This is a genomic window from Ahrensia marina (genome assembly GCF_042140245.1).
Lineage (GTDB): Bacteria > Pseudomonadota > Alphaproteobacteria > Rhizobiales > MH13 > MH13.
In genome coordinates, this window is record NZ_CP159483.1 from 931671 (window position 1) to 955700 (window position 24030).

Genomic DNA, 24030 nt, shown 5'->3' on the forward strand with positions numbered 1-24030 from the left:
TCAACAACAGATGCGCGCGTTGGCGGTGGACCGAGTCAGTGTCACGTTGGGCGATACGCACGTGCTTGATGACATCTCTCTCCATGTGGAGCCTGGCGAGTTTGTTTCGATCTTAGGACCCTCGGGGTCTGGCAAATCGACGCTCTTCCGTCTGCTGACTGGGGCTGTCCGGCTCCAAAGTGGAACGATTGCCGTGGATGGTCATCCACTTGATGTGCACCAGCACGGTTTTGCTTTCATGCCGCAGTGTGATGCGCTCATGCCCTGGCGACGTATCATCGACAATCTGACGCTGGGCCTTGAGGTGCAGGGTGCAGCACGCCGCCAAGCCCGCGAGCAGGTGATGCCACTGCTCGATGATTTCGGTCTTGCGGGTTTTGAACGCCATTACCCCGGACAGCTGTCGGGTGGCATGCGCCAGCGAGCGGCGCTTCTGCGCACCGTGGCGCAAGGGCGATCCATTCAGTTGCTGGATGAACCCTTTGGCGCGCTGGACGCGCTTACCCGCACCCAGATGCAAAGTTGGTTTGAGACGCGTTGGCGCAAGGCGCGTTGGACGACGCTGCTTGTCACCCATGATGTGCGCGAAGCGGTCGCTTTGTCCGACCGGATTTACGTTTTTTCCGCTCGTCCCGCGCGCGTGATTGCCGAGCTTGTCGTGCCAGCGTCCCGTCCTCGCCTCGGCAGCCCAACAACGCCAGACGCCCATGCGTTGGAGGCAGAGCTCACCGACATTTTGATCAACCAAACTGGAGACATCTCATGACGTTCACCAAGCATCTTTTGGCCGCCGCTTTTCTCTGCACGGCACTTCCCGCATCAGCGCAGGATCAGGTGAGTGTTGCCCTCGACTGGACGCCCAACACGAACCATGTCGGCCTTTACGTGGCACAGGCCAAAGGCTGGTTTGAGGAGGTGGGGTTAGACGTCGATATCCTGCCTTACACCGATACATCCTCTGGCACTTTGGTTGCTTCCGGGGTGGCAGAGTTTGGCATCTTGAGCGCGGTCGGGTTCCACAGCCAGCGGGCTACTGGTGCGGATATGACGGTCGTCATGGCCATTGTTCAGCATGAAACTGGACGTTTGGTTTTCAATGGCGAGCGTGACGACATTCAGCGCCCCGCGGACCTTGATGGCATGACCTATGCCGGTTTCGGCAGCGCGTGGGAGGAGGCGCTGATTTCCACCATCATCGCCAATGATGGCGGTGAGGGAACGTTCGATACCGTCACGCTTGGTACCTCAGCCTATGAAGCGCTGGCCAATGGCAGCGTGGATTTCACGCTGGAAGTGAGCACATGGGAAGGTGTGAACTCGGTGCTGCTCAACCGTCCACAGCGCGCCTTCCGCTACGCCGATTATGGCGTGCCCGATCAGCACACAACGTTTCTGGGTGGCAATGGCACCTGGCTGATGGACAATCCGGACCTAGCGGAAGCCTTTGTTCAAGCCGCCCAGCGTGGCTATGCGTTTGCTGCGCAAAATCCTGAAGAGGCCGCCGATATTTTGATCGAAGAAACCGCCGGCATGTTGACCAATCCGGAGCTGGTGCGTGCCTCCATGCAGGCCTTGGTCGAGGGCGGCTATTTGCAGGATGATGGCGAACCTGTCGGGCTGATCGACGAGGAGATGATCGCCAACATCACTGGGTTCTTGTTTGAAGCGGGCATTTTGCGTGGGCAGGACGGCCAGCCCTTGGAAACGATGCCTGATGTTTCCAGCTGGTTCACCAATGCCTATTTGGCGCGCTAGCCCCCATCCAAAAACCAAACAGATGCGATGCGCATACAGCGGTCATCCGTGATCGTGCGCATCGCGACCGCTAGGCACGAACGCGTTGCAACTCTAGCCGGACACGTTGAGCCAGTTGAAGCAACGGCGGAGATTTCCTGACGGTCCTGATCGCGGCACGCTTCGTTGCAGCAAGGCACCGATACACCAACCCTCTGCCCGTCACATGGAAAACAACATCGACCAACGGAACCGGGTCGCACCAAACATGCTTGTATTCGTTTTCTCCCAAGCCGAGATCGAACGAGGCCACGCCCTGCCTGCAAAACCATTCCACCGCTGTGTCTACCGAGATGCGGCCTGGTCCATGCATCGCGTAGGCTCGGTTGGCTGTCATTGAGTTGATCCCCATCGAAAAACGATCGTTGAACCTACCGCCTCCAGCAATAGCCACGGGTTGGTCGCCAACTTTAAGCACGTAGAGTTCCAAGGTTTGATTGTCTTGGACAAGAGACGCACTGGCCAACTGCCGCAGGAAGGTCTGGTTTGCTTCTAATTCAAACGCGCTGCGTACCCCTGCCTTGGTTAGTCGACCACTTTTCTGCTCAAAGAAGAGATCGAGTATGGCATTCAGAGCAGAAGGATCATGGACCTGTTCAAAGGAGAGTGCTCCATGACGTTCCAACTGTTTGATGTTTCTGCGTGTTTTGCGTTGCGATTTTGTGGGGCGACGAGCTGCTTTGAGGCGTTCAAAGTCAGGATCAAGTCTTCCGCTGAAGAACAGGATCTCACTGGATTTTGCTGAAATATGCGCGAGTGGATTGACGTTGCCATCCAACTGGGCGGGCATCGAAGAAAGATCCACGAAATCCACGTCTCTTTGGTTCCGCAGAACCTGGCTTAATGCCGTGAAAAGTTCGCGCTGTTTGGCCAAACGCAGGATGTACGAGCGTTCCAAGCCACGATTGGTTAGAAGCGGCACACGCAGGTTTGCGTGATCATCGCCCATGAATCTAGCGACTTTCACACCCGCACCACCAGACTGGATGTAGAGAGGCAAAAGCAAGCTGACTTTCGTCCCCACACTGGCAACAACAATCAATGGTTTGATGGCGCGATATGTCGAGAACACATCAAACCAGCACTTACACCAATCGTAGCGCTGATAGACCGATCCGGTGGCATCCTGCTCCAAGGAACGCCATGTCTTTTCAGCGTCTTGGAAGCTGGAGAAACAGCGCCAGGTTGTTGAAGGATTTGCTGCCTCAACGGCCTCTTGAGAAACCTCATTAAGGCCAGTTAGCCCAGTCAGCGCCAACAACGCAGGCTTTTCAGAACGATATAGGGTTTTCATGGGGAAGGCCTCGCTGAACGGGTCAAATCTCAAGAACAGATGGAAGAATGGATCAGTGCGCGGTGGCGGAGATCGCAGCCCTTTGCGTGTCGCATTGGTACCTAACTGGAGGCATCAGCCGTTAGCAGCTGGAGCTCCCTCAGGTCAGAGTTGCCACGCAATTCTAGGGTTATGGATGCAAGTGGTGCGGGAAAATCATGAAGATCAATCCACCACGTATCGAGGATGGCGACCTCGTCCATCCTTGTCTTACGGCGCAACCGAAATTGCGCATCGCTGCCATCATCGAAATGCAGGTGCAATATCATGTCGCGGGCAGAGCCATCGGTCATGCGCAGTCCAAGAAGTGTTCTACTGACCGCATTGTTCGGCATGTCGATCTGAGTGGTATCTCCCCCAATGGCAAAGGACTGGGTGTGCGCAACGCCCTCGTCAGCCCGCAGCGCGCCGAGCAAACGGCGCAACTCTCTTTCACGAAGCTCGTAGGTGTATGGAAACTCCCAAATGACAAGATCAGGTCGATCCTCAGCGAAACCACCGGTCAGAATGTAGGTCTCGAATGGACCAACCAACCCACCACCAGAAACCGAGCGGTTCTGGATGGGGCGTTGCAGGGCAGCGGCTAGCGCGTCGGCGGTTTGGTACTGGTCTCGTCTGTTCCGGTCAGAAAAACTGGTGCCCAACAGAATGGCCGCATCGCCAGCGTCCGTGGGAGTTTCAAGGAGACCCCCCGCCTGAGGCAAATGCGGAGAATAGTCCAAGAGTGCGCTGAATTCTGAGCCTGGCGTTGTATCGCATACGACTGATACGATCTCGCTGAGAGACCCCGGTTCTTCCACCAATTCAATTTGCGCTAGTGACGAAGGGTCGAACGCTGGCTCAGGGTCACCTGACAACTCGCTGGCCAATGCCAGTGCGCTGTAGGCTGCGCTCAAGTTGGTCCAATGCGTGTCGCGTTGAAAATAGTAGGTGTTGGCCAAAGATGGTTGCGATTGCGCCAGTGCCAAAAGATCCGGTGCTACGGCTCCGGCCTCCTTCAACTGGCCGATCATGTGATGAAACGCATTGGCTTGAGCCGCCATGTCATAACTGCCTGGCTGGCCGGTTGTTTCATCAACAACCTCTTGTCCGGCGACGACTGGGCGGGGAGGAGCAATCAACATAGAAAGCTGAGTGCCGCGCGATGCGAGCTCAGAGACGAGATCGGCCAGCAAAGTTTGCTCCGTGTTCGTCAACACATAGCGATAGTCCAGTTGGTCACTTCCAAATATCCAGCCGGTTTCTGCAGAGTTGTAAATCGGCGCAAGGCGTTGATACCGGGGCTCAAGTTCGTCTCGGTTCAGCATTTCGGGACAGTAAGGCTCTGCCAGCGCTGATGTTGCCACGGCTGAGACAGCAATGATCCCGGTGATAAGAGGTACGATGCTCATGGGAGATTCCTTGTGTGGATGTATCGTTCTGGGATTTCCCAGATGACAAAACGGGGGGCGATTTGATTGATTGCACCGTTCTCGAGCGCTTCTTGCATGGGTGCGAATGGGCCGCGCCCCTCGACGGCAAGGTTGATCAGATCAAGGCCGGTCGCCTCTTGTAGGTAGCCAGCAAAGTTGAATTCCGATCGGGCAGAGAAACTTGTTCCAACAAGTGCAATCCCAATCTCTTGATCGCCAAACAGGTCGGAGTCGGAAGAGTTTGTGACGGTGACCGGTCGCGATAGCGTCTCGCGGTCAACACCAACCCAGTCGCTCCAAAGACCAGTTTCAACAAATGGCAACAGGTCACCATTGAAGGTGGTCTCTGTGTCATATGTTGTCTCAAACTGAACAAATCCGGTGCCTGCAATGCCCGCCTCGTCAGCGATGGCTTCTGCCGCTAGTCGGGCACCAAGCGGACTCCAATGCGTATCGGTGCGCATGAATGTGTCGCCACCGGCTTGCTCAATTGCCAGCGCATCGCTCAGGTCGGCTGCTTGGAACCCTAAAGCCCGCAGAGTGTTCAGGACATCTGCATAGCGCGTTTCGATGGCCACACTTCGTGGCCGCGGTAGGCGATCAGCATAGATGCGTGTTTTGTCTGGGAGGACGACCGGGATCAGCGTGATGCCATGGCTATCAAGCTCATTGCGAACCGCTGTAACCAATGAGGCAAAAGCGACTTCTTCAGCTGGGTTCCCAAACTCTTCGATTGTAAAAAGCCAGTCACTATCGCCGATCACAATCTCAGGACCGGCTTCGTTGAAGAGTGCGAATGTCAACGCCCTGTAAGTTGCTCCGGCCCAGTTTCGCAGCGGCATATTCTGCGTGAACTCGGACTCATAAATGCGCTGATAACTGCCTGAAAGAACACCGCTATCAAGCCTTGGTGATTCTGTCGTCGACAGGCCAATGGCGCCGGGCAGACTGACCCCCAGCAGAAACATCATGGCAACAGGAAACGAACGTTTGTTGGTCGGCATCGTTCAACCCTCAGAACTGAAAATAGAGAAATGGAGTGTGTGTCCGAGCACTCAGCGCGAGGCTCGACACCAGAAAGAGGGCCACCGTTGTCGCTGATCGCGGCGGTGTCAGTCGGTCAAAAAGAACTCGGTTCTTTAGGTCGAGCGTCGAAAGACATCCACCAACGCAGAGCGCGAGAAGTTCGACAGACTGTGTTGCGTATTGAAACTGCGAGGACAGGGCCCAGCCATTGAGGCCGATCATTCCGCCGTAGATGTCGAAGGCCTGACCGACGTTCGGTGCGCGAAACATCACCCAACCAATCAGCACGATCATCATTGTGACGGGCCAGCCAAGGCGAAAGGGCAGTTGGCGGCCTCCCGGCTTCATCCCCGCAAGGCGCTCCAGTGCAAGTGCAGTCCCGTGCCAACCGCCCCATAGGATGAAGGTCCAGTTTGCACCGTGCCATAGCCCACCAAGAACCATCGTCAGAATAAGGTTGCGATAGGTCTTGAGTGTGCCGTTGCGATTGCCGCCCAAGGGTACATAGAGATAGTCTCGCAACCAGTTCGAGAGACTGATATGCCAACGCCTCCAAAACTCGGTGACCGATTGGCTCGCGTAAGGCTGGTCAAAGTTCTCAACGAACTTGAACCCAATCATAAGTCCCAGTCCGATCGCCATCGCTGAGTAGCCGGCAAAATCGAAAAAGAGTTGGACAGCATAAGCAGTTGCCCCGAGCCACGCCTCGGCCAATGACGGTTCAGCCAGGGCAAAAACACGATCTGACAAAGGGGCAACGGTATCTGCGACCAGAAGCTTCATCGCGAGCCCTGTGACAAAGCGCTGGACCCCAAAAGTGAACTTCTCAACGCTATGGGTACGTTCAAGGAACTGAGCTGCAAGATCCTTGTAGCGCAGGACGGGACCGGCGATGAGCTGCGGGAAGAGCGCCACAAAGGCAAGGAAGTCGACAAGACTCCTCGCAGGTGGCGCATCCTTACGAGCAACGTCAATGATGTAGCTGATCGACTGGAAGCTGAGAAATGAAATGCCAATGGGCAGAATGATGGTGTTCATCGTGAAAGCCGCGGCACCGAAGCTTTCAGTGAGGCCGTTGGTCATCCCAACAATGAAGTGCGCATACTTGAAGTAGCCCAGAGCACAGAGGATGAGCGTTATTCCGCTCCTCACAGCAAGCGCCTTGCGCTTTTGGTCAACGGCCGTGGCTGCAATAGTGGCGCTTACGTAGCTGATCAGCGAGATAGCGATAACGAGTGCCAAATAGTCCACCCGCCACCAGCCGTAGAAGGCGTAGCTCGCCAGCAGAATGAGCAGCGAGCGAAAACGCGCGGGCACCAGGTAATAGGCTGCCAGAAACAGCGGCAGAAACCCAAAGATGAAGATGTGGGACGCAAAGATCATGGCTTAACGGGCCTCGATCACTGGGCCATAGCGGTTCTCGATCAGGCGCACATCGCCGTCGGCTACGAGGAAAGTCAGGTTGACGCCCCGACGCAAAACCAGATCGAAGTTCTCAGACAGCCCGTTTGCTTCAACGGTCAACGTGACTGAGACGGGGTTCACTGCTCTTTGAGAGATTTGGCCATCTGTCGTGGTGTCAATCACGACCGGACCACCATCTGCCACCACCAGACGTGCTGAGGCGGAGTCTGCATTTAGAAGGAAGAGGTGGACTTTGGATGGTTCAGTTCGGACGGGCTCCTGAAGAATGAAGGGGTCAGCACCATCACTCAAAATCGTGTAGTGACCACCTGCTTGTGCGCCATCCAGCTGTGCGGCAGAGATTGCCACATAGGTCTCCTCAGGCAGTTCACCGGCTGAGAAGGACCGCCCAAAGAGGTCTACAGAGGCATCAACAATCCCGATCCGGCGCACAAACAATGCGTCGTTGGGTACGGCTGCGCCATAGAGCCCATCTTCAATCTCCGCCCGTGCAGGCGAGACAAAAGCAACAAGCATTGCACATAAAAGTAGGCCGCATGTCCGCGTCATCGGGTGATCCTTTCGGTTTGCGAAGGATCTAAACCAGCGGATCGACGGCGTGGGCACGGCAATGGCACAGCGGCGCTATGCAGGGGTATAGGCGACGCCTCTAAGGTCGAGCTGTCCTGCCGTAAAAGACTGAAATCGAAGCAACTATCCTTTCGAGACAGCACCTATCCCCATCCGCCGCCGCGCCCCTCAAGGTTTGACGTAATACATGCCGACGGTCGCCATCGCTCAGCACCTCACAGACGTGCAGCGTCCGACCTTGGTGCAGGCCTCAACCGATTGGCCAATGCACTTTTTCAGACTTTGAAAAGGAAACACCATGTCTAACAACAACGATCCGGCCCCGTTGGCCGGCACTGGCCAAAACGACATCATTGATGGCTCCAACCAGCCTGATCTGATCATCGGGCTCGCTGGTGATGATACTGTAGAAGCCGGAAAAGGCGCCGATACCATCTATGGCGATTTCATCGGCGAGAACCTGCTGCAGGCGACCGATAACGCCATCAGCTTTGACCAGTATGGCGCGAGCGGCCAATGGGCACTCAGTCAGGACGAAGCTGGCAACGCGCAGATGTCACAAACGGTGACAACCATCGAAGGCGCTGAATATGAAATCGCTTTTGAGGTTGCCGCCAACCACGCGGCCGGGATGGTTTCGGGCCGCGTCGAAGTGCTGTGGAACAACGATGTTGTTGGAACGTTTGACACTTCAAGCGGCGTATTCGCCGATGCTGTTTTGAATTTCACTGGCACAGGTGGAGAAGGTGAATTGACCTTCCGCGCCCTCCCCAGTGATGAAACCGGTGGTCCTGAGGTCAACACCGACGGTCCGGTTTTCTGGTACGAAAAAAGCGTCGACGTTCAGGGCCAGCAGGTCGAGGTTAAAGCCTTTGCCGAAGGGCAGACCAACATATACCAGGTTCTCGATGGTGAGCTGAACATCTTTAACCCTGAGACAGCGACCTACACACCTGCTGGCGCTGCGGCGACGGTCGTTGTCAATGCTATTGGCTTCAATCAGCAAGATGATCTGATCTATGGCATCGCTGTGAGAAACGGGACTGACGCGCTCGGCAACGCCGTGTCGCAAACTGACCTGGTGATGTACGATGCCGAGGGTCATGCCTACCGCGTGGGTGAAACGCCTTATCGCTCTTGGACGGGCGATTTCGATGAGAACGGCAATCTTTGGGCCTTCGAGTCTGATCTTGATCGTATCACGATGATTGACGTGGACCAGAAGGACGCGGACGGCAATCCTGTCTCGACGACCTTTAAGTTCCCCAGCGATCTGGTGACGGACAAGCTCTGGGATGTTGCCTATGATGCCGAAGCAAAAAGCTTCTTCGGCCTTGTACGCCCCTCTGCTGAGGGCAAGGCGACCAAACTGATTCAGATCGATATCTCAGATGTTGAAGCGGGCGGCCAGCCTGCAATGACGAGCATCCCCGTGGTCAGCACCAAGGTTGATGGCGAGATGCTTGATGGCGTCCCTGATATCACGTTCGGTGCGTTTATCATTGACGGCGATGGTAACCTCTATGCCGGTGGCAATGGTGGCGATCATGACATGAACGACAGCACTGGCATCAGTGGCGGGATCTATCGCATCAACAAGACGGACGATGGAAACGCCTATCTTGAACTCGTCAGCGACGCGCCACGCGCCTACAGCAATGACGGTGCTGTTGATCCGCGATCAATGGACCCCTTCACTGAGTTTGATCCCTCAGCGGTCGTGCTGATCCGTGGCCCGGAGCTCTATGAGGCAGAGGATCCATCTGAAAGCTATAACGATGACATTCATGCTGGAGCCGACAAGGATCTGACCTACGGCGGCTATGGTGATGATAAGGTTGTCGGCAGTTCATTGGGCGACGAACTTCACGGTGACGTGGGCGACGATGAGCTGTATGGCGGCGCAGGGCCAGGCTACGAAACCAGCCTGATCTCCTTCTATGACGACCAAGGGCTTCGCTACGATCAGTTCGGCAATCTTCTGCCGGAAGATGATGACGTGCTTTTCGGTGGCGTCGGCAACGATCTTCTAGACGGTTCTGCGGGGCACGACACCCTCCGTGGAGGCCTGGGAGATGACACCCTTCAAGGCGGAACTGGGCATGACACTCTGTTCGGCGATGAAGGCAATGACCAGCTCAACGGCGGCCGAGAGAATGATATCCTGTCCGGCGGTGACGGTGACGACCGACTGGAAGGCGGTTCTGGCGCGGACACTCTGCGGGGCGACTCGGGCGCAGACACCCTTTTGGGTGGTTCGGGCGAAGATCACCTCCATGGAGGCAAGGGCGCTGATTCATTGAACGGTGGGTCGCAGGACGACATGCTGTTTGGCGATGCAGGTGCCGACACGCTGACCGGTGGCTCTGGTGATGACACGCTTTCAGGCGGAAGTGACAACGACCTCCTTTCTGGTGGATCAGGAGCTGATACCCTCAAAGGTGACGACGGTCGCGATCATCTCAAGGGTGGCCATGGTGACGATGTGCTCCATGGTGGTGCCGGTAAGGACAAGCTGAACGGCGGGTCGGACAACGATGTTTTGTACGGCGACGACGATCATGACTACCTTCACGGGTACAATGGCAACGACGTGCTCTATGGCGGCCAAGGGAACGACAAGATTCTCTTCGGCAAGGGCACAGATACTGCCTTCGGTGGTTCGGGCAACGATACCTTCATCCTGAAAACCAATGACATGGATGGCTCTGAGAACCGGATTTCAGACTTTGCCCGAAACGCCCAGGAGTCTGATCAATTGGACTTGCGCGATTTGAAGCTGCAAGACAGTCACGACGATGCCTTCGATTGGATTGCGCAACAGCTTTCCAATGAAGACAATGGTGACATTGTGCTCAATCTCGATGATGGCACGTCCATTCGGTTTGCTGCCCACCAGGGAAGCTCTGGTTATCAAGATGATTTCCGGGACGAGATTCTTGATGGTCTTCTGATCTAAGGTTCCCCATCAATAAGGCCGTGGTTCTTGGAAACCGCGGCCTTTCAACGCCAATTGTTAAGGGCACCCGGGGTTTCCGGGTGCCCTTTTTCTTGCTTTGCTTTTGCTGACCGTCCGATCAGCAGATCTTGCGTATCGGCTTGGCGGGCTGAAGCTCTTTGCGTGCTCAGTAGATCTCCTGCGTCACGCTCCATCTCTAAAACCTCACGCTGTTTCTCTGGCAGAGCAGGCTCAAAGAGGATCTAAGCTCGAGCAAGGAACAGCGCGCTGATGTGGCAGTGGCTTCCTTGCCTTGACCGAAGGTGCAACAGACCCGTTGGTCAAAGCGATGCTTTGCCACAGCGGGTCTGCAGCTTAGCCCTGAACCAGGAGCGAGCAACGGGCGAACCTCGCATGCCTGCCTGCAAGATTGCCTGATCCTGATGACCCCGAGATGATGTCATCCATGCATGTGATGCTGATGTCGGTTTGCCGCTGTTCGCGGCCAAGGCGCACAACTGTGGTGGGCCTTGTAACTACTTCCTTTGCCATGGTGACCCGACACGAGTCACCGGACCCCCTACCAAGAGAGTCCGGTGCTGCTGATCCTGTTGGTTTGACAGATAGGCAGTGGCGCGGAACGCCCGCTTTCAATGGGGAGGGTAGGTGTATCGCAGCCAGATTTGCCGTCTCGCACCGGCAAGGACCTGTGATTGAACATTAGCCCCTTGCACTGGGTACTGGTTTAAACCGACTGCTTGATCATCATTGAGCAAACAGTTCCGCGTCTGGGAGACGGCCTCGATCGCACTGATGCGGGCATTGTTACGTTCATGCCCGCGGCGGCTTTAGATACCAAGAGGCCCCATTGCGCCAGCCAAAGCCCTGGCCGTCGCAGACCGCATAGGGCCGAGACGACATGTGTCTGAAATGTCTGTGTCCAGACAAAAGGCTGTTATCGCCTCTATCGTTGCCAGAGTAAGGTATCCGGACTGCCTTTGACGATAATAGCCGCGATGAGCCAACTCGGATTGAAGCAAGCGCACATAATCATTGGGGAAGTGACGAGCCAGACGAGCCAAGGCGCGGCCGTTCCCTTGTTCTGCTTCAGACGTCCAAATTGTAAGGGCTTGAGCCCGATCCTGCGGGGATGGACGAACGGCCATCAGATGGTCTGCCAGGGTGAATGAAGCCCGGCTGTAGCCTTCCTGAATAAGGTCTTCCAACAACAGGCGAGCGCGCGGTCGGTTAGGGGCAACACTATCGCTGTCGGCCAGCAATCGAGCCAGGCGATAGCGCGCTGACTGATGGCCTGATGCCGCCGCAAACTCAAGAAGCTCCAAGGTGACCCCCGTATCAGCGGACACAATCCGACCGGTGTCGATAGCCCGCGCTAGAGCTATTGCCGATGAGATGTGACCGGATTCAACGCCAAGGCAAAGAAGCTGAAGAGCTTCGGCTGGATCAGCGTCAACGACCGTCCCGTCCAGCAGCATTCTTGCAAGCCTATATCGTGCGCTGGTGTGTCCCTCTGCCTCGGACTGACGCAAAAGAGCAACTGCTCGGACAATATCAGGCGCTACGCTTTCTGGATCCGCCAGCAGTAGGGCAAGCCGATACCGCGCATAAGCATGTCCGGCCTCCACTGCAGTCTCATACAAGTCCATGACTTCTGCAAAATCAGCAGGACTGACGGCATCGCTTTCCAGCGCTCGTGCCAGAGTTGCTATTGAGGATGTGTGACCTTGATCCACACCCAAGCGAAGCAGGCGCCGCGCTTCCACTGGGTCGGAGGCGATACCCGTGCCGCTCAAAAGCGCACGCGCCAGTTTGTAACGAGCCCCTGCGTGACCTGCGCTTTCAGCCATTCTCCAATAGCGGACGGCCAAGGTCATATCACTCTCGATACCAATGCCTTTTTCGTAGAGACGCGCTATCCGGACTTGAGAACGGACATCGCCGGCCTCGGCTTGTTCGACAAGCGCGCCAATGTCGGCTTGCTGAGGAGAGGCATTTGGTGAGTCCGTTGTGTTTTCGGCCGCCTGAGGGGTGCAGGTGTTTTCTTCAACCACGGGGACCAAGGCGCTGTCGGCGTTCGCACTGCGAACGGACGGTGCACCCACAGAGCAAATTGCTAAGGCCGCCAGAACTATAAGAAAGAAGCGTGGTTGGTGGGCCATTGTCGGTTCTCCCGCTAACAGAGTGCATGGGTACAAGCTTCAGAGGCGAACGCCCCACCCCAGCTAGGCCGGGTTGCTCATCTGGTCGGGTTCACAGCCCGGTTGCTCGTATTCATGATACGGCGCTCTCCGCGGCACTAGGATCACATCCGGCTAGCGAGAGCCTCAAAAGTACAGGCTCGTACCTTTTGGAATAGAACCCGGCGCCCAAGTCCAAACCTGCCTTCTGGGGGTGTGACTATACGTTTGCGACAACTGCTACTCCTATCCTCCCACCCTTTCCGTCCCGCTTGGGCCTAAAGACTATGGGAACCGAGAGGAGAGCGAGTTTTGAAGATACGTCACGAACGGCCTTTGTCCGACTTGTCGTTTCAAGTCTGCGCCCCTTTGGGTCTTGAACTGGCCCGGGGTGAAAGGATCGATATCAAAAACTGGTCGTTACGCGGGTTCGAGTTTCCTGGCGACAGCGACATCATGCCGAAAGAGGCCATCCTATCTATCCCATTTCAGGGCGTGGATATCCGTTTTCCTGTGCGTCTTGTTGCCGAAAAAGGCTCTCGCTTCTTATGTTTTGACGGCTTGTCCGGTCGGCAGCGAGAGACGCTTGCGGTTTTTTACCATTCCATATTGTCAGGCCGGATGGCGTCTACCAACGATGTGATCACCAGTCTGGACACGCCGGTCGACCTCGTCCCGATGGAAGAAACCGAGGAAGAAAAGGCAGCGGCGACGGCCAACACTGTCCCACGTCCAGCGCGCATTCTAGCGATGTCACTGATCTACTTTGTCGTTGCAGTGATCGTGTTTTCTACCCTTGGAAAGGGTATATATGCGCGCGTTGCCACCATCTCGGTTGAAAACGCGCGTATCGAAGCGCCCCTTACTCCACTGCTGGCGGCGCAAGGCGGCTATGTCGATGAAATCCTTGTTGAACCTGGCGATGACGTGCGTGCGGGTCAGGTTTTGGTGCGTGTCGAAACGCCCGAAGGTGAAGCGAATCTGGCAGAGGTTCGCAGTCGTATTTCATTGCTAGAAGACCGGATCGAACGCCTGCGACAACGCGCAGAGGGTTATGCGAACACGCTTGCCGCCGTTCGATTGTCACTGGTCGACGCTCTAAACACCAGTAGACCGCAAGACCGGGCGGCGAACCTTATGGCCCTCAACGCGTTTGACGGGCGTTATGCTGCCGACCATCAAGCGCTTTTCGATGTTCTGACCAACGTTGAAAAAGAGATAGAGGACACCGACGACGAGCTTCGCAGGCTACGGCGCGAGCGCGGTCGATTGCGCAGCGCAGCTGATGCGCTCCATGTCATGGCACCGCACGATGGTACGGTAACGGATATCCACGTGCTTGACGGTCAGTTTGTTGCGCGCGGCGGTGCCGTGCTGCTGATGGAGAATGTGTCATCTCGCGTGGCCCGCGGGTGGGTGGACCAGTCAATGAGTGCTGCGCTTTATACCGGCATGGCGATCACGGTGACGGCCAACACTCAACTTGGTTTGCAGCACCTTTCCGGGGAAATTGTCGAGCTTGAAGCTGGTATCGACCCCGATCTGTCGCCAGACTTCGGTATGCTGATTTCCGTGGTGTTCACCGACCTAACACCGGAGCAGTCACGGACGGAGCTACCACATCTTATGCCTGTCCATATTGAGGCATCACGCCCATGGGCTCAGCGTGTACGGCACTACCAAGTTCGAGTCAGACTATGGGTAGAGGACTGGTACGATGTCCCTGCCTGAATCGGACTATGCCTTTCGCAAGAGCCTAACGGCACGATTGCATCATCTCACGACGCCCGCAAAGCGTGGCCTGGCAAAATGGCGGCCTCTTCAGTTGGCGGTTTTCCTTTTGCTGGTCACAGCGATTGGCTGGCTTCTGGTGAACACACACAACCGCTTCTTTCAGCCTGATACGCTGCAAATCACGATCATTCTTGGGGTGTTGGGGCTTTGGCGATTTGGGTGGTGGTTCACCCATGCTGTTCGGGCGGAGATCTATCGACGCGTTCATTGGCCAGACATGCGCCAACGTGCTGACCAAGTGTGGAACAGCGGTTGGCGACCGCGCCGTTTGCACATTCAGATGACCACATACTTTGAAGAGCCATCCATCACCGAGCGTGTCATAGGCTCCATACTTGGCCAGATCCGTCGGGAGCGCATTCCAACAACGCTCTATATAGGCACCGGCTCGGCCTATGATGAGATGATCATTCGTTCTTTTGTCGAGAAACACGCTCAGGACATCCCCAGCGACTTGGCGGAGCTTGTGTTTCTTCGTCAAAATCAACCAGGCAAGCGGATGGCGATCGGCATGATCCTTCGGTCGATCAGCCGAAGCGATGTTGATCCTAATGATCTGATCATTTTCATGGATGGCGACGCATTGTTTGGGACCAATGTCTTGGAAAAGACATTGTCGATGTTTGGTGCCGACCCTGAACTGCAAGCACTGACGACTGACGAGGAAGTCATATGCTACGGGCCTGAGTGGATCAGCGCCTGGCTTTCGATGCGGTTTGCGCAGCGTCGCCTTGCAATGCAAAGCCATGCACTCTCAGACAAGGTCTTGACCTTGACGGGCCGTATGTCGGTTTTCCGCGCCAACCACATTCTTGCAGAGCGGTTCATTCGAACCATCGAGGCCGACCATCTGGATCATTGGTTATGGGGCCGCTTCCGGTTTCTGTCCGGCGATGACAAGTCATCCTGGTACCACCTGCTCACCCGCGGCGCCAAAATGACCTATGTACCTGATGCTACCGTCTATACGATTGAGGTTATTAAGGAAAATGGCCTTGGACGTATGGTTCAAAACTTCCGGCGATGGTCCGGCAACATGCTCCGCAACGGCAGTCGCGCCATTGCCCTTGGCCCGAAAACTGTGAAGCCTTTCATTTGGTGGTGCTTGGTTGATCAACGCATCGCCATGTGGACCATGATGGTGTCCCCCACGCTGGCTCTCCTGGCGACATTTCAAGAGCCCGCTTACCTTTGGTCTTGTCTAATCTGGGTGGCCTTCAGCCGTCTGGTTCTTTGTCTTTTTCTTTTCCGTTACAGTCGCCAGGTCGATCTGTCGTGGCCCTTTATTTTGTATCTCAATCAGGTCATCAACGCGTCGGTGAAGATTTTCATGGTGTTCCATCTGTCCAAGCAGAAATGGTCCAACCGCGGCAACCAAACTGCTGGCAATGATCAGGGTTGGGTCGCCACTTTGCAGAATGCGATGGCCAAGACACAATTGGTCGTGTCGGTATCTGGTTTTGTGACAATCCTTGCGATCTATATCGGCCTGTTGCCGAGCCCCTTCTGAGGATCATGCAACACCTATCCGTTGGGATAGATGTCCATCCGGAAGCGCGCTTTTCTCCCTCTGTCAGGTAGAAGAAGTCGGAGCCTGCGAACGGTAGAAAGTATTCCTGTCTATCAAATGGAGTACTTTCGATGATTATACCTGTTATCTTGGCTGGTGGTTCAGGTACGCGCCTATGGCCGGTTTCACGCAAGAGCTACCCTAAGCAATTCACGAAACTGTCCAGCAATCTGAGCTTGTTTCAAGAGAGCGTTATGCGGCTTACCGGTCCTCGGTTCTCCGCACCCTCAATTGTAACGGGAACTGACTTCCGCTTTGTTGTCGCTGAGCAGTTGGAGGCCATCAGTGCGGAGACGCACGATGTCCTTCTTGAACCAGAGGCGCGCAACACAGCGCCAGCGATCTTGGCCGCTGCCTTGCGTCATGAGGCAAAGCCTGACGCGATCTTGCTGGTCACCCCATCCGATCACAAGATTTTGGACCAACATGCGTTTGCTGAAGCCATTGACACCGGGGCAGCCGCAGCAACTGCGGGTAAAATCGTCACGTTTGGTATTTCACCATCAGGGCCTGAGACCGGGTATGGGTATCTGGAGCTGACGGAACCACCTGTCATCGGCCAATCACAATCGCTCCGCCGTTTCGTTGAGAAACCAGAGCTTGAGATGGCTGAGGCGATGATCGCCGATGGACGATATTTGTGGAATGCGGGCATCTTCATGTTCCGTGTCGACACCATCATCAAACTGTTTGAGCAGTTGGTGCCGCATCTTGCCATGGCGACTCGGGCGGCTGTTAAGACGGCCAGCTACGAAACGGGCTTTATGAGCCTGAATGCCGCCGCCTATTCACGGTGCGAAAACATCTCAGTGGATTATGCGATCATGGAGGCCGCAGATGACCTTCATGTTGTGCCAGTTAACTGTGGTTGGTCAGACCTGGGGTCTTGGCGGTCTGTTCACGAGAACTGTTTCCAAGATGGCAAAGGCAACGCCATGTGGGGCGCTGCCATGCAGATCGACTGTTCAAACAGTCTGTTGCGCTCGGAAAACCCGGACACAAAGATCGTTGGAGTGGGTTTGGAGAATATCGCTGCCATTGCCACCGATGACGGTATCTTGATTGCCAACATGGACGACAGTGAGCGGGTTAAAGAGGCCGTCGGCGAGCTTAAGCTGCAAAAGGCGCCACAAGCTGAGGAGTTCCGCAAATGTCAGCGGCCATGGGGCCATTACGAGCAACTCACGCTCGGGTCTCGTTTCCAAGTCAAGCGGATCACCGTCAAACCAGGCGGTCGACTAAGCCTGCAGAGCCACAAATATCGTGCAGAGCACTGGGTGGTTGTTGAGGGCATCGCGACCGTAACCCGGGATGATACCGTCATGACGCTGGTCGAGAACCAATCGACCTACATTCCACTCGGTGCAGTTCACCGCCTTGAAAACAAGGAGGATGTGCCGCTGACGCTGATCGAAGTGCAGTCCGGTTCCTATCTCGGTGAGGACGATATTGTTCGATACGAAGATGACTATGCGCGTGTGCCGCAGATCGCCGCATGATCTGGTTGTCTGAGTAGGCAACCGGGATCAACCAGCCCGCCGCTGCCTGTGAGCACATACGCCGCCCGCGCAAAGGCTAGCCTTTGCGCGGGCACTTTCGTTTCCAGATCCACGCGTTCGGATCACAGCCTATCCTTTTGATCAGGCGAGGACGCCATTTGCTCCTCCGTCATAGCCGTTCAGAAAAAATATTATGATTTTCAGGGTGTTAGACATCTGTCCACGACGGGAACTTGCTCTGAAGGACACACTATGACCCACCTTGCCCCCATCTCAACTGCCAATGCCCTGCCGATTCCTCTGCACAGTGTTATCGCCAAGCCTGCAATCTCAGTGGTTGGCTTGGGTTATGTCGGCGCTGTCTCTACGGCTTGCCTGTCCAGCCTTGGTCATCATGTTGTCGGTGTTGATGTCGACCCTTTGAAGACTGCCGATATTGCTGCTGGCCGATCACCCATTCATGAGGCAGGCTTGGAGCGCCTTCTTTCCAAAGGTGTCGAAGGTGGGCTTATCACCACAACAGATGATCTAGCCGCAGCGGTCGAAGACACCGATGTGACCTTCGTTTCCGTTGGAACGCCAACAGCATCAGATGGAAGCTGTGACTATCGCTACATCCAGGCCGCTGCCCAGGCTATGGCGGAAGGTTTGGCGCGCAAGTCCAGTTTTCATTACTTTGTCATGCGCTGCTCGATTCCCCCCGGCACGACCATGAGCGTCATGACTCCGATTATTGAAGCTGTCTCCGGTCGGAAGCTTGGCGAGGACTTTGGTGTTGCCTTCAACCCGGAATTCTTGCGTGAGGGTGTTGCTGTCGATGACTTCTACGCACCACCAAAAACCGTGATCGGCGCAACGTGTGATCGGACCGCTTATGTGCTGAAGCAAATCTACGCGCCCATTGATGAGACGCCTTTTGTAACGTCAATCGAAACGGCAGAGATGGTCAAATATGTTGACAATGTCTGGCACGCGACCAAGGTCTGCTTTGCCAACGAGGTAGGCCGACTGGCCAAATCATTGGGCATCGACAGTCATGATGTGATGGATGTCTTCTGCCAGGATCACAAACTGAATCTCGTCCCCATACTATCTCAAACCGGGCTTCGCGTATGGCGGTTCTTGCCTTCCTAAGGAGGTGCGCGCTGTCACACATATTGCGAAGATGGCTGGCGTTGATATCCCTATGATTGACAGCCTTGGTGTGTCCAACAGAACGCAGATTGAGGAAGCCATTCAGATGGTGCGCGCCACTGGTGCCAAACGTGTTGGCGTTCTTGGCGTGGCATTCAAACCTGGAACCGACGATATACGCGAGAGCCCGATCCTAGAGGTCATGGCTGCACTGCGGGCGGATGGCATTGAGATCATCGCACATGACCCTGCCATTACGGCTGACACATGCCTTGAGGGGCAGCTGGCCTATCTGAAACATACCAGTGCAACACTCGCCGAGGAGTTACCGCGTTTGTTGGTTGAGAATGCTGGTGATGTGGCCGAACAGGCCGAAGCCATCATCGTCACACAACGCAATCCGCTTTATGCGACACTCGCCAGTTGGGCGATGGAACATGGCCAGAAGCCGGTTATTGATGTGGTCCGGCTGTTTGAAGACCTGCCAGACTTTCAAGAGTATCGCGGCATCGGTTGGTGATTGCCGCCAAGCAGGGATACTTGGGTCAACCAGGCAAAGGAGGTTGCAATCAAACGATTGCGGCCTCTTTGGCTATCATGGCTGCATGCGTGCGGTTCTTAGCTTCCAGTTTGCGGCTGAGCGTTTTGACGTGCAGCTTGATCGTGACTTCCTGCAGATCGAGTTCGCGGGCGATCTCTTTGTTTGAAAGCCCACGACACAGCCCTTTGAGCACCTGCATCTCGCGCTCAGAAAGCTGCTTTGCGAGCGGTGCAGATGGTCCAGCATCTTCTGCATTCAGGAACTCAAGTGGCACATATGTTTCGCCCATCGCCATAAACCTGACGGCGTTCACCAGGGACTTCGCCGCCATGGTCTTGGGCAAGAAGCCAATCGCCCCAGCATCGATGGCTTCCTGAGCGATCGACTTGTTTGCTGTTCCTGACATGATAGCGACAGGCCGACCGAAAGACGTTTCCAACGCTCTGGCCAAGCCGTTCAGCCCATTCATACCCGGCATTGAGTAGTCGAGCAGGACCAAGTCGTAGACGATGTCATTGGCCATTTTGTCCAAAGCAGCATCAAGTGTTTCACAGGTTTCAACTTCAAACTCGCCCTGGACGGTTAGAAAAGCACTCAGCGTTTCAAGAACGAGCGCATGATCGTCAGCTAACAACAGTCGCATAGTCGCCTCGATGGTCGGTCACTTCCGGTGTTGCTCTAGTGTAGAACACAATTGATCTAAGTCGACTGGCTTGGACAAGATCGCAGCAACTTGCCCGTCTGTAAGGCGTGGATCCGTTAGTCGTCTGGCAAGTGCCGTAACGACAATAACTGGCAAATCAGGTGCGATCTGACGCGCGCGCGCCGATAACTCACCACCATTCATATGTGGCATGTCGTAATCAGTGATTAATGCCGACCAGCTTTCAGGATCGTCAGCAATGGCATCCAATGCATCACGTGGGTCCTCACATGTCGCGACTTCGGCACCGACAGCTTCGAGATATTTGGAAATCACATGGCCAACATTGGGATCGTCGTCGACCACAATGACCGTCATGTCCGATAGGTCAGATGTTTTGGCTTCCAGCACACCGTCAGAATTGGTTCCAAGGGAGGCCATGGGCCAGTAGATCGAAACCTCTGTCCCCTCTCCAGGCTTAGAGGCCACCTTGATGGCTCCGCCGACACTTTTCGTGTGCATGGCGACAATCGCCAATCCAAGGCCTGTTCCCATTCGCCCTTTGGTCGAAAAATAGGGCTGAAACATGCTGGCGGACGTTTCAGCATCCATACCCGCACCGGTATCGCTAACTGTCAGTGAAGTGTATCGCCCGGCTTCGTTGAGATGACCCACGGTCGTGGAAAGAACGTCAGCTCCTTTGACCAAAGAAACGCTCAGTTTGATTTCTCCGTGATCCGTTTGGATCGCGTCACGCGCGTTCATGCACAAATTGATGAGAACCTGACTCAGCGCACCGGCATTGCCGCGCAACGCAACTCCCGACTTGGGGGCAATGACATCGAACGTGATGCCTGTTGGTAGGCTGGGCTGCATGATCTGGCTTAGGTCTGCCAATATCGATGAGAGATCGAATGCGCCGTCAACTTCAGAACCGGAGCCAATGTCCAAAAGGCGGTTGAGAAGCTTGGCGGACTGGGAACCTGCCGATGTTATACGATCAAGATGGGGCTGAACTGCATCGGGCAAATCCTCCAACATACCTATCAGGGCTGCAGATCCATTGATCGCTGAGAGTAGGTTGTTGAAGTCGTGGGCAACACCGGCTGTCAACTGAGCGATAGCCTCTTGTCTCTGGAGCCGAATAAGGTCCTGCATCAACTCCTCTTCGCGGGCCTCGGTCTCTAGACTTTCTGTGATGTCTCGCACCACGATCACTGAACCGCCATTCTCGAGCGGCGATCCTGTGATCTCATGGGTAACGGTCTGGGACTCTTCGGTTCTTAGGAGGGTTGTCTCAAAGGGCTTGTCACTTGGGACGGGGGTCGCCTCTGTGTATTGCCGATACCAACGGCGACCCAATCCATCTTCTGGACGTCCAAAACCAAGCAATCGACTGGCTGCGGAGTTCAGATAGGTCAAGCGCCCATCGTCATTGGTAATGGCAATGCCATCGGAGGCGGCCTCAATGGCCGCCAAACGCTGCGCGAGCAATCGTTGCGCCGATTTCATCGGCGTAATGTCGGTGGCCGATATGACCAGCCCCCCATCGTCGAGGCCTGCCACACGCAGCAAAATGTTGCGACCGTTTGGAAGCTCAACTTCTTGCGGTTGTTGGAGGGCGGCAAGCTCGGAAAAATAGGCTTCGTCCAGATCACCGGACATATGAAACGGTGGAAACGGAACGCTTTCCAAGTATGCAGCCCAATTGTCCGAAAACCGCGATCCTTTTGTCCAGCTCACTCCTGGTGCTGACAGCAAGTCATTGATCGCGTCATTGGCGAACGATATCTGTCCGTCGGGCTCGACGACAAGAAAAGCATCGTCGGTCGCAGCTAAGGCCCGCTCCATGCGCGCCCGTGCTTGATCCCTCTCATTTGCAGCGTCCACGCGTTCGCTGACATCGGTTTGAGTGGCGACCAGATGGCACACATCACCATCGCTGCCGTACACGGGAAAGAGCGTGAGCTCATTCCAAAACAGCTCGCCGGTCCGTCGCCTGTTGCGCAATAGAAAGGTACCACCAGCCCGGCGGTTGACCGCTTCGCGTAGTCGCGTGCGTTCCGGTGCATCTGGTGCCTCAGCCGTCAAAAATCGGCAGTTCTGTCCAAGCACATCCTCCGCCTTGTAGCCCGATAGCTGCTCAAAAGCCGCGTTCACATAAATGAGCGGTAGATCGTCATTCGTTGCGTCTGCGATCGCGAAGCCGGAGGATGATCCGGCAATCGTTGCGGCCAAAAGGTTGTTTTCGGACGCAATTTCGCTGTTGCGCAGGGCTTGGCTTGCCAGCCCGCTCAACCGGGTGACCAGTTTGAGACTTTCCTTGCCAAAACCCTTTGGCGCTTTGCGAAAGCATAGGAGAGCTGTTTGGTCTGCGGCTGGTGCCACCAGAAGGCCAGAATAGGCATTGCATCGCAACCGACCGGCCCAGCTGCCAACCAGGTTGAGGTCCATGATATTGCGAGAACGTGAGAAGATATCGATCGGTGCCTGAAGTTCACCGCCAACCAACTCTGGATCGTTGCTGGCTTGTATCGTCAGCTGGCCTTCAGGCGTTGCGCGAACCACCATGGAAACTGACGCATCGATGGCGTTTTCCAGAGAGACAAAAATGGATGCTAGCGCTGCTGAGGGACTGGTCGCGCTTGTGTAGGCCTCCAAACATGCCAACAGTGTCTGGGTTTCTTCGAGTGCACGCGCTTCTCGATCACCCAGGATTTGCAGCTCGAGAAGCGCTTCACGTAGTCGTTCGTCTTCTCCCATAGCCTGGACTTGCCCTCGCTATCCGAAAACTATGCAAGAAATCATCAGGTTGCCATGTCGGTTGCCGGCCTGCAGCAAGCTTCCTTGTTCACCAAAGGTGAAGGCGCCGAGATACGGAGCGCCATCGAGTGCCTCATTCACTCCGGAAACGACTTGGGGCATGTGATCTTGAACGCTCAACATGCACCCACCGCAATAGATCATAAGGGCTCCCTGTATGGCTCGATCTGTGGCCTGTCCGCTCGCTCGGGCAAGTTTGGCAACGCGTCCTGCACGGTCCACCAAACTTGGAACAGTCCCGTTCATCAGTGTCACCTGTTCGCCCTCATTCACTTTCGCAAACAGTTCAATGTCACCATTTTTATGAGCGTAAGCGGGATGTGCAAGAAGGTACGACGGCACCTGACCTGACCAACTGAGTTCACGACCGAGTGGCCAAAGTGTGCTGGCTGAAAGAATGGTTTGTCCATCATCGGCTGCTTCATCAAGGGCAACTTCACCGCCTGTCCAGCCACTGTAGACTGTCAGCGCAGGCTTGCCGTCGATTTTATGGATGGTACGGCCAGTCGCGCTGGTGACAACGCCAAAATGGGGCGAAGGCGAATAGCCATTCTGGTAGGCAAAGGAGATTGGGCTGGACGGAAAAAGAACAGAAACCACCACACCTTGGTTGCTTCTGAGCGTTTGATCGAAAACGTACCAATCCCCATTCACACTGTTATCGGCAGCGCTTCCACCGATAATGGGAACATCCGATCCAGTGACATCTTCAATACCTTGGAGAACGTCCTCTTCCGCACCTGGCGTTGCTGATACCCAGACAAGCTCGGGGCGTTCCCCAATCCGGCTCGCATTCACAAGGGCCTGATTGGTTGCCTCCTTGGCCGCTGTCCGCGGATCAGTGTCAAAATGTGCCAGTGCCGTTCCATAGGCCCCTGCTGGGTCCGATATCGCAAAGACAGAAATGCCCGAGGTCATGCCATCCTGCGTCATGGCACCAAGGCATGAGGTGGATCCATGCAGTGTGGAAAGATGGTTCAGGTCTTGAAGGGCAGCTGGATCAACCAAACAGTTGTTGTGAACGGAAGCAAAATCGTAGGAGCCGGGCTCCAACACTCCAGCTAGGTCTTCTGCGGATTTTGCGCTCTTCACCCAAACCTTCAACACCACCTCCATCATCGTCCAAATTGCGCATACCGGCTAAAGGGTTGGCGGTGTGAACGCATTGGAATAGCTGACTACCTGAAAGTATAGTCGGGCCCAGGTGAATGAAATGTGCAGTCCGACAAACTGGGCGTTTCCACTCTTTGAACCTCTATTCAAACGACTAGCATTTGGTTGTTCCGAGCCTCGCTCGGTTGTGGGCGTCTGATCATTCCGCAGGGCCGGT

Annotated in this window: 17 protein-coding genes; 8 read left to right on the forward strand and 9 right to left on the reverse strand. The window is 55.4% G+C overall.

The annotated features are described in order from the left end of the window. The first annotated feature begins 10 nt into the window (after positions 1 to 10). Together ABWH92_RS04575 and ABWH92_RS04580 are read left to right on the forward strand one after the other, a co-directional pair. Positions 11 to 766 carry an ABC transporter ATP-binding protein gene (locus tag ABWH92_RS04575; protein ID WP_375574185.1) on the forward strand — a complete coding sequence of 252 codons (756 nt, stop codon included), beginning with the start codon at positions 11 to 13 and terminating at the stop codon, positions 764 to 766. Beyond that, a complete protein-coding gene (locus ABWH92_RS04580; RefSeq protein WP_375572555.1) occupies positions 763 to 1755 on the forward strand; it encodes an ABC transporter substrate-binding protein in 993 nt (330 codons plus the stop codon). The genes ABWH92_RS04575 and ABWH92_RS04580 overlap by 4 nt, the downstream gene beginning before the upstream one ends. 70 nt (positions 1756 to 1825) lie before the next feature. On the opposite strand, the gene ABWH92_RS04585 is transcribed toward ABWH92_RS04580, so the two are convergent. The 5 genes from ABWH92_RS04585 to ABWH92_RS04605 form a co-directional block, all read right to left on the reverse strand. Beyond that, positions 1826 to 3088, reverse strand: coding sequence for a GNAT family N-acetyltransferase (locus ABWH92_RS04585; protein ID WP_375572557.1), 1263 nt, complete (start codon positions 3086 to 3088; stop codon positions 1826 to 1828). Positions 3089 to 3189: 101 nt separating this feature from the next. Further along, positions 3190 to 4518, reverse strand: coding sequence for a hypothetical protein (locus ABWH92_RS04590; RefSeq protein WP_375572559.1), 1329 nt, complete (start codon positions 4516 to 4518; stop codon positions 3190 to 3192). Then, the gene (locus ABWH92_RS04595; RefSeq protein ID WP_375572561.1) at positions 4515 to 5543 is read right to left on the reverse strand and encodes a hypothetical protein; all 1029 of its coding nucleotides are present in this window, start codon (positions 5541 to 5543) and stop codon (positions 4515 to 4517) included. The genes ABWH92_RS04590 and ABWH92_RS04595 overlap by 4 nt, the downstream gene beginning before the upstream one ends. A 10-nt stretch (positions 5544 to 5553) precedes the next feature. Beyond that, complete coding sequence (locus ABWH92_RS04600) at positions 5554 to 6948, reverse strand: MBOAT family O-acyltransferase (RefSeq protein WP_375572563.1); 1395 nt, start codon at positions 6946 to 6948, stop codon at positions 5554 to 5556. Positions 6949 to 6951: 3 nt separating this feature from the next. After that, complete coding sequence (locus tag ABWH92_RS04605; protein ID WP_375572565.1) at positions 6952 to 7539, reverse strand: hypothetical protein; 588 nt, start codon at positions 7537 to 7539, stop codon at positions 6952 to 6954. Positions 7540 to 7858: 319 nt separating this feature from the next. Between ABWH92_RS04605 and ABWH92_RS04610 the strand changes: the two genes are divergently transcribed. After that, a complete protein-coding gene (locus ABWH92_RS04610; protein WP_375572567.1) occupies positions 7859 to 10519 on the forward strand; it encodes a calcium-binding protein in 2661 nt (886 codons plus the stop codon). An 827-nt stretch (positions 10520 to 11346) separates the two neighbouring features. Here the strand turns inward: ABWH92_RS04610 and ABWH92_RS04615 are convergent. After that, on the reverse strand, positions 11347 to 12678 hold the full coding sequence (locus ABWH92_RS04615; RefSeq protein WP_375572569.1) for an SEL1-like repeat protein: 1332 nt from the start codon (positions 12676 to 12678) through the stop codon (positions 11347 to 11349). Positions 12679 to 13008: 330 nt separating this feature from the next. Here ABWH92_RS04615 and ABWH92_RS04620 point away from each other — a divergent pair, with 330 nt between their 5' ends. The 5 genes from ABWH92_RS04620 to ABWH92_RS04640 all read left to right on the forward strand — a co-directional run bounded on the left by ABWH92_RS04620 (position 13009) and on the right by ABWH92_RS04640 (position 19213). After that, positions 13009 to 14427 (forward strand): HlyD family secretion protein, encoded by a 1419-nt coding sequence (locus ABWH92_RS04620; RefSeq protein ID WP_375572570.1) that lies wholly within the window; start codon positions 13009 to 13011, stop codon positions 14425 to 14427. Next, positions 14414 to 16000: a glycosyltransferase gene (locus ABWH92_RS04625; protein ID WP_375572572.1), complete on the forward strand. Its 1587-nt coding sequence runs from the start codon at positions 14414 to 14416 to the stop codon at positions 15998 to 16000. The genes ABWH92_RS04620 and ABWH92_RS04625 overlap by 14 nt, the downstream gene beginning before the upstream one ends. A gap of 131 nt (positions 16001 to 16131) precedes the next feature. Next, complete coding sequence (locus ABWH92_RS04630) at positions 16132 to 17559, forward strand: mannose-1-phosphate guanylyltransferase/mannose-6-phosphate isomerase (protein WP_375572574.1); 1428 nt, start codon at positions 16132 to 16134, stop codon at positions 17557 to 17559. Positions 17560 to 17811: 252 nt separating this feature from the next. Continuing rightward, positions 17812 to 18693 carry a nucleotide sugar dehydrogenase gene (locus ABWH92_RS04635; protein ID WP_375572576.1) on the forward strand — a complete coding sequence of 294 codons (882 nt, stop codon included), beginning with the start codon at positions 17812 to 17814 and terminating at the stop codon, positions 18691 to 18693. 52 nt (positions 18694 to 18745) lie between these two features. Then, complete coding sequence (locus ABWH92_RS04640; protein ID WP_375574186.1) at positions 18746 to 19213, forward strand: UDP binding domain-containing protein; 468 nt, start codon at positions 18746 to 18748, stop codon at positions 19211 to 19213. A 49-nt stretch (positions 19214 to 19262) separates the two neighbouring features. Here the strand turns inward: ABWH92_RS04640 and ABWH92_RS04645 are convergent, their stop codons facing one another. Genes ABWH92_RS04645 through ABWH92_RS04655 form a run of 3 tightly spaced genes read right to left on the reverse strand, consistent with a single transcriptional unit; the run spans position 19263 to position 23804 of the window. After that, complete coding sequence (locus ABWH92_RS04645) at positions 19263 to 19877, reverse strand: response regulator transcription factor (protein WP_375572578.1); 615 nt, start codon at positions 19875 to 19877, stop codon at positions 19263 to 19265. Between the two features lie 18 nt (positions 19878 to 19895). Beyond that, positions 19896 to 22640 carry a PAS domain-containing protein gene (locus ABWH92_RS04650; RefSeq protein ID WP_375572580.1) on the reverse strand — a complete coding sequence of 915 codons (2745 nt, stop codon included), beginning with the start codon at positions 22638 to 22640 and terminating at the stop codon, positions 19896 to 19898. Positions 22641 to 22658: 18 nt separating this feature from the next. Next, positions 22659 to 23804, reverse strand: coding sequence for an FIST signal transduction protein (locus ABWH92_RS04655; RefSeq protein WP_375572582.1), 1146 nt, complete (start codon positions 23802 to 23804; stop codon positions 22659 to 22661). Positions 23805 to 24030: the final 226 nt, after the last annotated feature.

What these genes read in the sequence shown, in the direction of transcription:
- ABWH92_RS04585 (WP_375572557.1), bottom strand. Translation starts at nt 3,088, where the DNA reads ATGAAAACCCTATATCGTTCTGAAAAGCCTGCGTTGTTGGCGCTGACT.
- ABWH92_RS04600 (WP_375572563.1), bottom strand. Translation starts at nt 6,948, where the DNA reads ATGATCTTTGCGTCCCACATCTTCATCTTTGGGTTTCTGCCGCTGTTT.
- ABWH92_RS04610 (WP_375572567.1), top strand. Translation starts at nt 7,859, where the DNA reads ATGTCTAACAACAACGATCCGGCCCCGTTGGCCGGCACTGGCCAAAAC.
- ABWH92_RS04635 (WP_375572576.1), top strand. Translation starts at nt 17,812, where the DNA reads ATGACCCACCTTGCCCCCATCTCAACTGCCAATGCCCTGCCGATTCCT.
- ABWH92_RS04590 (WP_375572559.1), bottom strand. Translation starts at nt 4,518, where the DNA reads ATGAGCATCGTACCTCTTATCACCGGGATCATTGCTGTCTCAGCCGTG.
- ABWH92_RS04625 (WP_375572572.1), top strand. Translation starts at nt 14,414, where the DNA reads ATGTCCCTGCCTGAATCGGACTATGCCTTTCGCAAGAGCCTAACGGCA.
- ABWH92_RS04615 (WP_375572569.1), bottom strand. Translation starts at nt 12,678, where the DNA reads ATGGCCCACCAACCACGCTTCTTTCTTATAGTTCTGGCGGCCTTAGCA.
- ABWH92_RS04630 (WP_375572574.1), top strand. Translation starts at nt 16,132, where the DNA reads ATGATTATACCTGTTATCTTGGCTGGTGGTTCAGGTACGCGCCTATGG.
- ABWH92_RS04650 (WP_375572580.1), bottom strand. Translation starts at nt 22,640, where the DNA reads ATGGGAGAAGACGAACGACTACGTGAAGCGCTTCTCGAGCTGCAAATC.
- ABWH92_RS04595 (WP_375572561.1), bottom strand. Translation starts at nt 5,543, where the DNA reads ATGCCGACCAACAAACGTTCGTTTCCTGTTGCCATGATGTTTCTGCTG.
- ABWH92_RS04640 (WP_375574186.1), top strand. Translation starts at nt 18,746, where the DNA reads ATGATTGACAGCCTTGGTGTGTCCAACAGAACGCAGATTGAGGAAGCC.
- ABWH92_RS04645 (WP_375572578.1), bottom strand. Translation starts at nt 19,877, where the DNA reads ATGCGACTGTTGTTAGCTGACGATCATGCGCTCGTTCTTGAAACGCTG.
- ABWH92_RS04575 (WP_375574185.1), top strand. Translation starts at nt 11, where the DNA reads ATGCGCGCGTTGGCGGTGGACCGAGTCAGTGTCACGTTGGGCGATACG.
- ABWH92_RS04580 (WP_375572555.1), top strand. Translation starts at nt 763, where the DNA reads ATGACGTTCACCAAGCATCTTTTGGCCGCCGCTTTTCTCTGCACGGCA.
- ABWH92_RS04605 (WP_375572565.1), bottom strand. Translation starts at nt 7,539, where the DNA reads ATGACGCGGACATGCGGCCTACTTTTATGTGCAATGCTTGTTGCTTTT.